This window comes from Klebsiella indica (genome assembly GCF_005860775.1).
Lineage (GTDB): Bacteria > Pseudomonadota > Gammaproteobacteria > Enterobacterales > Enterobacteriaceae > Klebsiella > Klebsiella indica.
In genome coordinates this window covers 34,666-48,270 of the sequence record NZ_VCHQ01000007.1, presented here as the reverse complement: position 1 = coordinate 48,270, position 13,605 = coordinate 34,666, and the positions used below count along the sequence as shown (strand labels likewise).

Here is a 13,605-nt window from a genome sequence, read left to right as displayed (position 1 = left end):
CTAGTATTTTTGCTAACTGTTCAGTTCCCGGCGTTGCCGTTAGCGTTAAAGCACCCCCTACAGACGGGTACCATCGACGATGAGGAACACAGCATGTGGAGCGAAATAGCGGCCGACTGGCGCCATAACATTACGGTGGACGGTTATAACGTCGTGGCCTATCAATTTGGCGACGGCGAGGAGACCGTTCTCTGCCTCAACGGCGGGCCGGGATTGCCTTGCGATTATCTGCGCGAGGCCCACTCCTGCCTGAAACAGCACGGCTACCGGGTGATCGCTTTTGACCAGTTGGGTACCGGAAAATCCGACCGACCCGATGACGCCAGCCTATGGACTATGGCGCGCTACGTGCGTGAAGTGGAAACCGTCCGCCAGGCGCTGGGGACTGGCCCGGTGCACCTGCTTGGTCATTCGTGGGGCGGGTGGCTGGCGATTGAAGTGGCATTGCACCATCCAGGCGCAATTCGCTCGCTGATTCTGGAAAACACCGTCGCCGATATGCCGCATCTGGTGCAGGAGCTGAATCGCCTGCGTGGGGCGCTGGGGGCGGAGACCGTCGCCATGATGCAGCGCTATGAGGCGCTGGGGTGGTTGGATCATCCAGCCTATCAGGCGGCGATTACCCTGCTGAATTATCGCCACGTTTGTCGTCTCGACGTCTGGCCCGACCCGGTTAAGCGCTCGCTGGAGGACTGGAATATGGGGCCCTATATCACCATGCAGGGGCCGAACGAATTCCTCTATACCGGGAATTTAAAAGCGTGGGACCGCAGCGCCGAGCTGGCCTCAATCCGCGTACCGTGCCTGATCATCAGCGGACAGCATGATGAGCTGACCCCCGCCTGCGCCCTGAAAATGAAGCAGGGGCTGGCAAATGCCGAAATCGCGATTTTTGCCAACAGCAGCCATATGCCGTTTTACGAAGAGCCGCAGGCTTACTATCCGGTGTTGCTCGACTTTCTGGCGCGCCAGCGCGACGCGGGAGGTTGTTGATGCATCGTTACCGCTTTCTGCTGTTTCGTCCGCTACAGCTGCTGCCGGTGCTGTTCGGCATTAGCCTGATTACCTTCATGATGGTGCGCGCGATCCCCGGCGATCCGGCGCGCATTCTGCTGGGCGTTCGTAGCACCCCGGCGGCGCTGGCCCGCATCCGCGCGCAGTTTGGCCTGGATGAGCCGCTATGGGTGCAATACGGTTATTTTCTGCGCAACCTGCTGCAGGGCGAACTGGGGAAGTCAATTGTTTACCGGGTCGATACCCTGAAGCTGATCGCTTCGCGTCTTGAGCCGACGCTATGGCTGGTGCTGGGCAGCGTTCTGCTGGCGATCGTGTTGACGGTGCCGCTGGCGGCGATTGCCGCACGCCAGCGCGGGCGTCTCGCCGATCGGCTGATTCGTCTTTTTACCACCGCCGGACTCGGGTTCCCGGCGTTCTGGCTTGGCATCATGTTGATTCTGCTGTTCAGCATTGTGCTCGGCTGGTTTCCGGTCTCCGGCTACGGTAGCGATTTTTTAGATCGGTTGCATCATATGGCGCTACCGTGCCTGACCGTCGCGCTGGCGCTCTCCGCGGTGTTGATTCGTAACCTGCGCGCCAGCCTGCTGACGGAAATGAGTAGCGATTATGTAGTGGCGGCGCGGGCTCGCGGGCAGCGGGAAAGACGTATTTTCTGGCGGCACGTGCTGCCGAATTCGCTGGTGCCGACCATCAATCTGCTGGCGGTGAATATTGGCTGGTTAATCGGCAGTACGGTGGTTATCGAGAGCGTGTTTGCCATCCCCGGTCTGGGGCAACTGCTGGTGAAGGCGATTTTTAGCCGCGACTACATGGTGGTGCAGGGCGTGGTGATGGTCTTTGCTCTTGCCACCGTGGCGGTCAGCCTGCTGGCGGATCTGCTGACCGTAGCGCTCGACCCGAGGATAAAACTATGAAGGCGATAGCGACCTTATCCCGTTTGCGTCACCGGGCCATTCCGCGCCAGCAGGCGTTATACGCCGGGCTGGCGATTGTCGGCTTATGGCTTCTGGTCGCCTGTCTGGCGCCGTGGATAGCGCCGTTCGATCCGATTACTCAGGATGCTTCTTCTGCTCTGCTGCCGCCGGGCGGCGCGCATCCGTTCGGCACCGATAACTTTGGCCGCGATGTTTTTTCCCGCGTGCTGTGGGGGGCGCGGATAGATCTGCAAATCTGCCTGTTGGGGGTGCTGTTTCCTTTTATGCTCGGCACCACCCTCGGGGCGCTCTCCGGCTATCTCGGCGGCGTCGCTGATGCGCTGGTGATGCGCATCATCGATATCGTCCTGGCCTTTCCGTTTCTGGTGCTGATGCTGGCGATCATCGCCATTCTCGGGCCGGGACTGGGCAGCTTTTATATCGCCATGGCGATGGTCGGCTGGGTCTCCTACGCCCGACTGGTGCGCGCTCAGGTACTGACGCTTAAACAGCGCGATTTTATTCTGGCGGCCCGCAGTCTGGGCTACGGCCATCTGCGTATTTTGTTCCGTCATCTGCTGCCGAACGCCCTGACCGGGGCGATCGTTTTTTCGATGTCCGACTGTGTGCTGGTTCTGCTGAACGGGGCGTCGGTGAGCTATCTGGGGCTCGGCGTACAGCCGCCGACCGCTGAATGGGGCGTCATGGTTGCCGAAGGGCAGAGCTTTATCACCACCGCGTGGTGGATAACCACCTTTCCGGGGCTCGCTATCGTGCTGCTGGCGATGGGATTTAGCCTGCTGGCCGATGGGCTGGGCGATAAGTTAGGAGAACGCGTATGAGCCTGCTGCAGGTGAATCGCCTGACGGTCACGCGCGGTGAGGATATCGCGCTGGTGGATAACGTCTCGTTAAGTCTTGACGCCGGGGAGATGCTCGGCCTGGTCGGCGAGAGCGGCTCGGGAAAAACCGTGACCTGCCGGGCGCTGATGCGCCTGCTGCCGGGGGCCGGATTGCGGATCACCGGCGGCGAGGTGCTGCTGGGCGGGCGGGATATTTTGGCCCTGAGCGAAGGACAAATGTCTGCGGTGCGCGGGCGGGAAATCGGTATGATTTTCCAGAATCCGACCAGCCACCTGAATCCGGTGATGACCATTGGCGAACAGATTGCTGAAAGCCGCCGCCTCCATTTTGGCGCCAGCCGTCGCCAGGCGCGGGAGGACGCGCTGGCGCTGCTGCGCCAGGTGGGGATCCCCGATCCGCAAAATCGGCTCAATAACTATCCGCATGAATTTTCCGGCGGTATGCGCCAGCGGGCGATGATTGCCGTCGCCCTCGCGCCGGAGCCCGCGCTGCTGATCGCCGACGAACCGACGACCGCGCTGGATGTGACCGTGCAGATGCAGATTTTGCGCCTGCTCAGCGACCTGCGCGCCGAACTGGGGCTGGCGGTCATTATGATCACTCACGACCTTGGCGTGGTGGCGCAAACCTGCGATCGGATTGCGGTGATGTATGGCGGCCGACTGTGTGAAGTGGGCGATAAGCGCGAAGTGCTGGCCGGGCCGCTGCACCCTTATACCCGCGGGCTTATCGACTGCCAGCCGGCCAGCGAAGGCGGGCCGGGAAGGTTGACGACCATCGACGGCCAGCCGCCGTCCGCCGACCACTTGCCTCCCGGCTGTCGCTTTCATCCGCGGTGTCGTCGTGCGGACGAGGCCTGCCAGCACCAGCCTTTACTGCGTTACCGGCAGGAGAGTCAGAGCCACGCGGCCGCCTGTCATCACATATTGCCAGCGCTTACCCGGCGGGAGGAATAATGGCTCATGCTAACTGGCCGCTGCTAGAGGCCGATAATATTTCCGTCACCTTTCCGGTTTCCGGCGGACTTTGGCAACCGAAACGGGTCGTACATGCGGTCAATCAGGTCTCGTTGCAAATCTATCCCGGCGAGACGCTCGGTCTGGTCGGCGAATCCGGTAGCGGAAAAAGTACCCTGGGACGGGCGCTGTTACAGCTTGAGCGGGTCGCCGGCGGAGAGGTGCGCTTCGAGGGGCAACGCATCACCCACGGCCTGACCAGCGATATCGCCCGCTTGCGGCAGCAAAGCGCGATGATTTTCCAGGACCCCTTTGCGTCGCTGAATCCGCGTCAGACCGTGGGGGAAAGTATTGCCGAGGTGTTGCGCGTACATCGGAAGGTGGCGCGGGGCGAGGTTGACCGGCGGGTGGCGGAGCTGCTCACCCAGGTGGGCCTGCGTCCGCAGCAGGCCAGCGCGAAACCGGCTCAGCTTAGCGGCGGTCAGTGTCAGCGCGCCGGTATTGCCAGAGCGCTGGCCATGGAACCCCGCCTGATTGTGGCGGATGAATGCGTCGCAGCGCTGGATGTTTCCATTCAGGGACAGATTGTCAATTTATTAATGACGCTGCGCGAGACGATGGGGCTGGCGATTCTGTTTATCGCTCACGATCTGGCGATTGTTCGTCGGCTCTGCGATCGCGTTGCGGTCATGTACCTCGGACGGATCGTGGAAGAGGGGCCTGCGGAAGCGCTCTTCACCCGGCCGTTGCATCCCTATACCGCCGCGTTGGTCTCGGCGATCCCGGAAATCGACCCGGACAAACCGTTGCCGAAGAATATGCTGGGAGGCGAACCGCCCAGCCCCGTCGCGGTGCCGCAAGGCTGTGCATTTCATCCGCGCTGTCCTTATGCGCAGGTGCAGTGCCGCACCGACGCTCCACCAACCCGGCAGATTGCCGACCGCACTTATGCCTGCGTACTTAACCACACAGGCGATGAGACCGTTTTTCCTTTGACTGGGGGATCTTTTGATGAAGCACAGGCATGTTAAGTTACTGGCGGCCAGCGTTTTTCTGGCACTAAGCGTGGTAAGCGAAATGGCGCAGGCGGCGGGGGTATTGAGCATAGGCCGTCGCGAGGACAGCACCACTTTCGATCCCATAAAATCGGCGCAAAACGCCGATAACTGGGTCTTTTCCAACGTCTTCGACCCGCTGGTGCGAGTCGATAAAACGGGGACGAAACTGGAGCCGGGCGTGGCCGAGAGCTGGACGGTTTCCCCGGATGGTAAGGTGTATACCTTTAAAATCCGCGATACCAAATTTTCCGACGGGACGCCGGTTACCGCCAGCGATGCGGCCTTCAGCCTGATGCGTATCCGTGATGATGAGGGGTCGCTGTGGCGCGATTCGTATAGCATTATCGCCAAAGCGGAGGCGCCGGATCCCCACACGCTGGTGGTGACGCTGAAATCCCCTTCTGCGCCATTTTTGTCGCAACTGGCGTTGCCCAATGCTTCGGTGATTTCACAAAAAGCGATGGAGGCGGAAGGTGAAGAGGCATTTGCTGAAAAACCGGTGGGGTCCGGCGCGTTTAGCGTTAAGGAGTGGCAGCGCGGTGAAAAAATCGTGCTGGTGAAGAATCCTTACTTCTGGCAGGCGAAAAATGTCAGCCTGGATGGCGTGGAGTGGTTAACGATCCCGGATGATAATACCCGTATGCTGAAAGTGCAGGCGGGCGAACTGGATGCCGCGCTGAACGTGCCTTTCTCGCGCATTGCGTCATTACAGAAGGACGCGAATCTGAAGGTTGAACTCAATCCTTCCACGCGCGAAGATCATCTGCTGATTAACCATTCTCACGGCGCGCTGGGTAAAGTGGCGGTACGTCAGGCGCTGGACTTTGCGATTGATAAAGACGCGATCGTCAAGACCGTGACGTTTGGCTATGGCCAGGTGGCGAACTCCTATATTCCGGCCGGGGCGCTTTACCACTACGCGGACAATCTGCGGCGGCCATACGATCCGCAAAAGGCAAAGCAGATGTTAAAAGCGGCGGGGGCCGAGAACCTGAAGCTGAATTATGTGGTGAACGCCGGGGATGAAGTGGACGAGCAAATCGCCATTTTATTGCAACAGCAGCTGGCGAAAGCCGGGGTGACGGTCAATTTACAAAAGGTCGATCCGAGTCAGAGCTGGGATATGCTGGTTGCCGGGGATTACGATATTTCAGTGATGTACTGGACTAACGATATTCTCGACCCTGACCAGAAAACCACCTTTGTACTTGGCCACGACGCCAATATGAACTATATGACCCGCTATCATAACGAGAAGGTGAAAGCGCTGGTGGCTGCCGCGCGCGTCGAAATGGATAGCAAAAAGCGCGAACAGATGTATATCGATCTGCAAAAAATGGCCAAGGCCGATGTCAACTGGATCGATCTGTATTACAGCCCGTACCGCAACGTCAGCCGTAAAAATATTGACGGTTTTTACCAGAATCCGCTGGGCCGATTCTTCCTTGAGGATACCGTCAAAAACTGATGCCTCTTGCGCCGGTCGGCTTCAGTCGCCGGCGCTTTTTTGATCGTCCCTGATACCCGCCCGGATTGATGTACATCAACGTGCAGATTAACTTTTCCTGTAAAAACTAAAAAACAGTTGTGACCGGTCCGGCATTTATTCAATCTATGCGGTGAATATTTAATGTGCGCCAATACATAGAATATATGTGCATTAAATCAACAGGTTAAATAAATCAGGGGTTAATTTTTGTGGCAAGTGCAAACAAACTCACGCTGTTCATCGTCATTTTCATGTTGTTGGGTATCCTCTCCGGCGCGGCCATCCACGCATACGCAGCGCCAGCCGCCATCACCGCATGGTCAGAAAACATTACGTTGCTCACCGACGTGTTCCTGCGCCTGATTAAGATGGTGATTGCGCCGTTAGTCTTCAGTACATTGACGGTCGGGATTATGCGTCTTGGCGAAACGGCGACCATCGGGCGGGTCGGCGGTAAAGCGATGGTGTGGTTTATCACTTCGTCAATTCTGTCCATTCTGGTCGGGCTGGTCATTGTCACCCTGGAGCATCCTGGCGCCGGTTTGAACCTGGCGATCCCTCAGGCGTCTGTGGATACCGGGCTGGCGGTGAGCGGGATGAGCTTAAAAGGTTTTCTGACCCATACCATCCCGACCAGCATTACAGAGGCGATGGCCAACAACGAAATTCTGCAAATCGTGGTGTTCTCAATGTTCTTCGGCATTGCCGGGGCGTCGCTGGGAGAAAAATTCAATGCGCCGCTGGTGGCGGCGCTTAACGTGGTTTCCCATATTATGCTGAAGGTGACCGGATACGTGATGTATGTGGCACCGTTGGCGATTTTCGCGGCCATTTCTTCGGTTATCGCCGCTCAGGGGCTGGGGATACTGCTTAACTACGCTTCATTTATCGGCGGTTACTACGTGGCGATCCTGCTGACCAGCATGGTGCTGCTGGCAGTGGGCTATATGGTGTTGAAAAAAGAGGTGTTTCGCCTGCTGAATATGCTGAAAGACCCGGTACTGGTGGCGTTTACCACCAGCAGTTCCGAAGCGGCCTATCCGAAGACGCTGGAGCGCCTGGTGAGCTTCGGCTGCTCGCGCAACATCGCATCGTTTGTGCTGCCCATCGGTTACTCCTTTAACCTCGTCGGCTCGATGGTCTACTGCTCTTTCGCCGCGATGTTTATCGCGCAGGCCTATAACGTTCAGCTTAGCTTCGGCGAAATTAGCGTGATGATGCTGACGCTGATGCTGGCGTCGAAAGGGATTGCCGGGGTACCCCGTTCCGCGCTGGTGGTGCTGGCCGCGACAATTCCGAGCTTCAATATTCCGGTGGCGGGTATTTTGCTGCTGATGGGCATTGACCATTTCCTCGATATGGGGCGTTCGGCGATTAACGTGCTGGGTAACGGTATCGCCACGGCAATGCTGTCAAAAAATGAAGGCTTACTGGAGGATACGATCCCGGAGAGCGAAGCCGGACCTCAGCAGGTCGAAGCCTGATAAACATGCGCCCTCTGCGAGGGGGGCGTTCATGCCGGGGATAAAGCGGGTTTGAAAAAAGAGGCCCCTGACAGGCACGCGAGGGGCAATGTGACGAAGTGAATAATCCTCGATAAAGAGGTTTTTTTTATTGTATTTCTACCAGACTGCACGTTGCAGAATGTATTAGCGGCGGTATCGTCATACCAGAAAACCCGGTCATGTTACATGCAGTCAGTAACGACTGAATAGATGTTTTTCATCCCCTTGATATATTTCGGAATCCCTTGTCAAATAACCTGTCAGATTCCTAATTTCGCCCCGCATTCCGTTATTGACGATTGACTCTGGGGCGATTACCAGCGCTCTTTCAATAAATTAATAAATTGAAAAAAGTCATAATTATTATTAAGGCGATATTTTTCCATGATTTTACTTTTGTGCCAGACGATAGTTTTGGGCGTCACGTTGTGAAGTGCGGATATTTTACCGATGTCGAAGCCATGAATAATACCGCTGGCAACGGCGACCTGCGATCTTGATAGCATTTTATGCGGGCAGTTGCTGCATATTAGCTCAGAAGTGGCTGTTGGCGTTGGCGGCAGGTTTTCACTCTTTTTCAGTTCCCCGGCAATAATGTCAAACATTTTATTAATAGGCACGGATTTGATTGAGACAAAGGTAACGCCCTTCAGACAATTAACAATGCGTTCCTTTTCCGGCAGCGGGTCATAGCTGTGTAATATAATCACCGAACTGCCCGTTTTGCGGTTTTTTATGCTGGTATTACACAGATAAATCTCGCCGGGGAGAACTTCAGCGATAATCATATCTTTATCTGAAAAATCATTATGCTTATAAGAAAAAGTGACGTGCAGATGACGATTATGGCGGATCAGTTCGTTGATCATTGAAACCAGCGATTCTCTGAGGAAGGTATTTTTGGTATTGATTGCGATGTTAATTTTTTTCATGGCGTTACTTTCCTGATGAATCAACATAACGCCACTCCGTGGCCATACCTCCGGCGTATGCGGTGATTATTGCTATGCAAGTTTTTTATTATTATATTGCCTGGCCTTATTTTCTACGCATTGAGTTCTTGGCTGAAAACGGCAGCTTTTGTTTTTTCCTGTCTCTGAGATAAGAAACAAGACTGTAGACAGAAATGCACAGGCAAAATACGCACAGCAGTAAAGCTAACCATGTTTGCATGGTCATGGTTGGGATCCTTTAATAAATTTATTTGATAGTAAAGCGTACACCGCAGGCACGAGAATATTTTTATATTCATCTACAGGTTGTGCGGGCGGCGCATGGCCCAAAGCGTACGGCAAACTCTTCGCGCGTGGTCATTGCTGAATTCTGCAACAACCTGTTTTCTTTACAGAAAACGTTGCCGGTATGTTCACGACGCCTAATCAATGTAGGAAAAATCCTAGTGGTCCGTCAGTCTCATTCCTCTCATTTCTCTCAAAAAACGAAAAAAGTTACCAAAAAATGCGGAACTCATCCGGTGAGGGGGAAAAGCGAGACAGCAAGAGTCGCCGTCAGCCGGCAACATAACGGCTGCCGGACGGGGAGAGATCAGGAGATGAACGCCAGGCCTTTGCCAAAAATAGCGCGAATCGGCAGCGTGATGCCGTGAAGACGGGCTTTATGCCGCAGGCGGCTGATCACCACGTCAATTCGGTGCAGCTCCGGCTCGCCTTCATCGGTAAACAAACAATCGTGTAGCTCAACTTTGCTGCACACTTCATTGCGGTTACGCATTAAGATTTCCAGCAACCGGTATTCCTGCTGGGTCAGCGGCAGGCTGAGCCCCGATGGCGCAATCAACTGATCGGTGTGCAATTTCCACGGGGAGGCGGTTGCCGGCTTTGCGGCGACCGGTAGATCAACCTGTGCTGGCGGTTTTTGCTGCTGAAGCCGGGCGCCAAGCGCATGAATGTTATCCGCGAGGGCGGAGAAATTGACCGGCTTAATCAGATAGAGATCGGCGCCAGCATTAAACGCCTGCAGTTTGTCCTGCTCATGCCCTCTGGCGGTGATAACAATCAGCCCGTACTGACCTATTTCATGCAGATAGTCCAGTACGCTAAATCCGTCTTCTCCCGGCAGGCTGATGTCGATGAGCACGATATCGACAGGGTTGCGGTGCAGCTGTCGCCAGAACACTTCGGCGCTGCGTACGCCCCAGACGTCCAGTCCGCGATGGCGTAAAAAGGCCAGCAGTTCGTCGAGTAAATCAGCGCTATCTTCGATGATAGCCACGCGTAACGTCATGATTTGTCCTCCTGCTGTATAGCCGCTGGCAGCGTGAGCGCAAACTGGCATCCGGCAGAGGTATTTTTTGCCAGCGAGAGAGCACCGCCGTGGGCGTGGATGATTTGTCGGGCGACGTACAATCCCAGTCCGGTGCCGGATGCGTTGTTCGCATGCGGTTCGCCGCGTCGATAGCGTTCGAAAATATACGCGACCTGCTCAGGCGGAATACCGGGGCCGTGGTCGCTAATACGGATTTCAATCCATTTTTCCTGCTGAAAAATTTCGACGCTAATCTCCCCGGAAATCGAATATTTGACCGCGTTGTCGAGCAGGTTGGCGATGGCAATACACAACAGCCCGCTATCGATAAACAGCACCGGAGAAGGCGACTCAGGGCCGACGGTTTGCCCTTCAAGGACAACATTTAAATAGTGATCCAGCGACAAATCCACCACTGTCGCAGCCATAAAGATGACCTGCAGCAGGGGGGTATCCTGCTTATCGGGGCTCAGAGCGTAGGAGGAGAGGCGGGCATCGGCCAGGCAATTATCGGTTAGCTGCACCAGACGGTTTGTGGCCCGTTGCATGCGATCGAGGCGCGAACTCTGGGTGAATGTGGCAGCGGACAGGCGCAGGTTTTCCAGCGCTGCCTGAATAACCGCCAGCGGCGTTCTGAACTCATGCGCCACGATGCCCATAAACTGGCGCTGGTGGAAGCTGGCCTCGCGCTCAATCTGCAGTTCACGCGCCAACTGTTTCTTGCGCATCAGAGCGCGATTTTCCGCTTGTACCCGCAGTACGGCGATAATCAATACGATGAAAATATGGACTAGCAATGCGTACTGCCAGGCGGAATAAACCATGTTGTGAAAGGGAATAATACCGTTGATAGAGAGGAGAACCAGCCCGGTACACCCTACGTATAGCGGCGGCAGTATCCCGAGTAACAGCGTTTTCCGATCAACCGCTTTGCGTCGCCACAGGGTCCAGGACGTTATCAGCAGAAGGGGAGCGGCGATAAAGAACACACCCGCTTTAATTTGCATCGCCAGACCGTAAAATCCCAGTGGAATACTGATTTGCAGAACAATATTCAAACCTATCGCCGCCAGCAGTAGTCGATGCAGGCGCGGCATATTCTTCTTCAGATCAAAGAATTCGCTATGCAGCCACAGGGTGGTGGCATAGCTCATCAGCGATATGCTGCTGATCATGTAATCCTGTACTGGCAGAACGGCGTCGCCAAATAGCCATGCCGGGTAGCCGTGCAGGGCCGCGACCAGCGGATAGTTGAGGGAGACCAGACAGATCCCCCAAAATAAACGGCGGCGCAGTACAATGGCGAGACACAGGGCGATAGCGCTGGCAATCGCCGCGAGGCCGAAGTAGAAGCTCCAGAAGGCGGTAGAGAGCGTGGCCGTATGCACAAACTCTTGTGGTGAGAAGAGGGTCGCCAGCAAAAGAAGGGTACTGGTGCTCCGGAGACGGAAGACCATCTCGTACCCCTCCGCCGTTGGCGGCGGCGGTAAAATCAGCACGCTTTTACGATAGTCGATGTCATTATCCCTGGTGGCGCTGCGATCGCCATACTCTTTTTGTATCCACGGGCCATCACTGCCATAGGGGCGATAGAACACGGTCATATGATCAACATATGACGGGCCAAGCTGTAGCCAGCGCTGTTCGCCGGAAAAATAGTCCGCAGGCAATAACGTCCGGAGCCAGAGGGTCTTTGACGAATAGCCAAACGACGGGATCTGCGCCACGGGTTTCAGCGCGCCTTTGGGTAAGGCGAGGAAGGCGTCCAGCGTCATCGTATTGCTGGCGTCGGTATACCAATAGACCGGAATATCGATCCCCAACTGGCGGACTTCCGCGTGAGCTGGCGTCCCGATGTGCAGGGCAAAAAGGACGCCACACCATGCCCAAAAAGGCAGCCTGCGGTGCATGCGGCCGGGCCCGGCGTTATGGATAGCAAAAACAGCGTACAAACGATTCAATCACGCCCCCCTTGCGGCATGGTTCAATAATATCAACAGGATATTAACGGCCAGACGACCGCAGCCCGAAATCCGGGAAATAAGTGTGTATATCCGTCATACGTCAAGTTGCTTATGCGTTGGTTACGCCCGCTCACCCTTGCTTGTCATTTTGAACCCGGGCAGTGCTCAGAATCCTCACGTACTACGTGTACGCTCCGGTTCTTTCGCGCTGGCCGTGTTCAAACTGGCTGCGCCAATAACACCTGGTGGGATAGGCTCTAAGCAACGCGAATTATTTAGGGTATAGGATGAAACGACGCCGCATTCTGCTGGTGTCGACAATATTATTCCAGCGTTATCTGTAGGCCAAAAAACTGGCCGGATCAGTAGTAGGAAAATTCTTAATTAACGTTAACGTATTCGGAATGGGGGATAAAATGCAAGGCAGAAGTTCAGTCAGAAGATAAAAATTTTTGCTGTTATCCCCGCAACGCGTTTTGTGGGAGAACTGGCGGCAAAGCGTGATGCGGCTGAGATTACTACGCCCGGTTAAAAAACGCGGTTGTTACGTTCGGGCGCGGTGATAACGGCGGCGCGATTAAACACGCCGACGTTATGGTAAGCGTCTGCGGCTAAAATCCGTAGCGGCTGAGGTCAGGGCCGACGGGGACGATACCGTTCGGATTCAGCGCCTTAATAGAGTAGTAGCCCTTTTTGATATGGTCGATATTGACCGTTTCGCGGATGCCGGGAATGGTCAGAATCTGGCGCAGATAGCGGTCGAGATTGCCATATTCCACTAACTTACGCAGATTGCATTTGAACAGGCCGTGGTAGGCGGCATCAAAGCGGATAAGGGTGACAAAAAGGCGAATATCCGCCTCGGTCAACGTCTCTCCGCAGAGAAACTGACGGGTTGCCAGATGCGCTTCAAGCTTGTCGAGCATGGCAAAAACGTCCGTGACCGCCTGCTGATAGCTGACCTGCGTGGTGGCAAACCCCGCCCGGTAGACGCCGTTGTTAAGCTGCGGATAAATCTCCGCATTGAGCTGGTCGATCTCTTCCCGCAGCGCGGCGGGGTAAAGGTCGATATCGTTGCGGGCCAGTTGGCCAAAACCGGTGTTAAACATGCGCACGATATCGGCAGACTCGTTGTTGACGATCGTCGCGGTTTTTTTATCCCACAGTACGGGCACCGTGGCGCGTCCGGTGAATCGCGGATCGGCCCGGGTATAAAGCTGATGCAGCCACTCGGCGTGGTTGAGCGTATCGCGGTCTGAACCCGGATAATCGCCAAAGTGCCAGCCTTCATCCATTAACCAGGGCTCAACGACCGATACGCTAATCACCGCTTCCAGCCCTTTAAGCTTACGGGCGATCAGCGTACGGGAAGCCCACGGGCAGATCAGCGCCACGTACAGATGATAACGATCCGGCTCGGCGATAAACCCGCCGTCGCCGGTGACGCCGGGAGAACCGTCCGGCGTCACCCAGTGGCGAAAGCTGGAGGTCTGGCGCACGAAGCCGCCCTGTTTATCGGTTGCCTGTACCGGGTGCCACTCCGCCGCCCATTTCCCGTCGATCAGCATACGGCC

12 protein-coding genes are annotated in these 13,605 nt (G+C 55.8%); 7 read left to right on the top strand and 5 right to left on the bottom strand.

The window, feature by feature from the left end:
* The first annotated feature begins 93 nt into the window (after positions 1-93).
* The 7 genes from FE839_RS05880 to FE839_RS05850 all read left to right on the top strand — a co-directional run bounded on the left by FE839_RS05880 (position 94) and on the right by FE839_RS05850 (position 7,781).
* Positions 94-993 carry a proline iminopeptidase-family hydrolase gene (locus FE839_RS05880; protein ID WP_138359909.1) on the top strand — a complete coding sequence of 300 codons (900 nt, stop codon included), beginning with the start codon at positions 94-96 and terminating at the stop codon, positions 991-993.
* Positions 993-1,931, top strand: coding sequence for an ABC transporter permease (locus FE839_RS05875; RefSeq protein WP_138359908.1), 939 nt, complete (start codon positions 993-995; stop codon positions 1,929-1,931). Before FE839_RS05880 ends, FE839_RS05875 begins: the two co-directional genes overlap by 1 nt.
* On the top strand, positions 1,928-2,773 hold the full coding sequence (locus FE839_RS05870; RefSeq protein ID WP_138359907.1) for an ABC transporter permease: 846 nt from the start codon (positions 1,928-1,930) through the stop codon (positions 2,771-2,773). The genes FE839_RS05875 and FE839_RS05870 overlap by 4 nt, the downstream gene beginning before the upstream one ends.
* Entirely contained in the window at positions 2,770-3,750 is a 981-nt protein-coding gene (locus FE839_RS05865) for an ABC transporter ATP-binding protein (protein ID WP_138359906.1), read from the top strand. Before FE839_RS05870 ends, FE839_RS05865 begins: the two co-directional genes overlap by 4 nt.
* Positions 3,750-4,781: an ABC transporter ATP-binding protein gene (locus FE839_RS05860; protein ID WP_171034830.1), complete on the top strand. Its 1,032-nt coding sequence runs from the start codon at positions 3,750-3,752 to the stop codon at positions 4,779-4,781. The genes FE839_RS05865 and FE839_RS05860 overlap by 1 nt, the downstream gene beginning before the upstream one ends.
* A complete protein-coding gene (locus FE839_RS05855) occupies positions 4,762-6,276 on the top strand; it encodes an ABC transporter substrate-binding protein (protein ID WP_138359905.1) in 1,515 nt (504 codons plus the stop codon). The genes FE839_RS05860 and FE839_RS05855 overlap by 20 nt, the downstream gene beginning before the upstream one ends.
* A 230-nt stretch (positions 6,277-6,506) precedes the next feature.
* On the top strand, positions 6,507-7,781 hold the full coding sequence (locus FE839_RS05850) for a dicarboxylate/amino acid:cation symporter (protein WP_138359904.1): 1,275 nt from the start codon (positions 6,507-6,509) through the stop codon (positions 7,779-7,781).
* Positions 7,782-8,116: 335 nt separating this feature from the next.
* Here the strand turns inward: FE839_RS05850 and FE839_RS05845 are convergent, their stop codons facing one another.
* From FE839_RS05845 to FE839_RS05825, 5 genes are all read right to left on the bottom strand, one after another.
* Positions 8,117-8,734: a helix-turn-helix transcriptional regulator gene (locus tag FE839_RS05845; RefSeq protein ID WP_138359903.1), complete on the bottom strand. Its 618-nt coding sequence runs from the start codon at positions 8,732-8,734 to the stop codon at positions 8,117-8,119.
* A 106-nt stretch (positions 8,735-8,840) separates the two neighbouring features.
* Positions 8,841-8,981 carry a small membrane protein gene (locus FE839_RS05840; protein ID WP_138359902.1) on the bottom strand — a complete coding sequence of 47 codons (141 nt, stop codon included), beginning with the start codon at positions 8,979-8,981 and terminating at the stop codon, positions 8,841-8,843.
* 366 nt (positions 8,982-9,347) lie between these two features.
* Positions 9,348-10,046 carry a response regulator transcription factor gene (locus FE839_RS05835; RefSeq protein WP_138359901.1) on the bottom strand — a complete coding sequence of 233 codons (699 nt, stop codon included), beginning with the start codon at positions 10,044-10,046 and terminating at the stop codon, positions 9,348-9,350.
* On the bottom strand, positions 10,043-11,977 hold the full coding sequence (locus tag FE839_RS05830) for a sensor histidine kinase (RefSeq protein WP_138360041.1): 1,935 nt from the start codon (positions 11,975-11,977) through the stop codon (positions 10,043-10,045). Before FE839_RS05830 ends, FE839_RS05835 begins: the two co-directional genes overlap by 4 nt.
* Before the next feature lie 665 nt (positions 11,978-12,642).
* Positions 12,643-13,599 (bottom strand): glutathione S-transferase family protein, encoded by a 957-nt coding sequence (locus tag FE839_RS05825; RefSeq protein WP_138359900.1) that lies wholly within the window; start codon positions 13,597-13,599, stop codon positions 12,643-12,645.
* Positions 13,600-13,605: the final 6 nt, after the last annotated feature.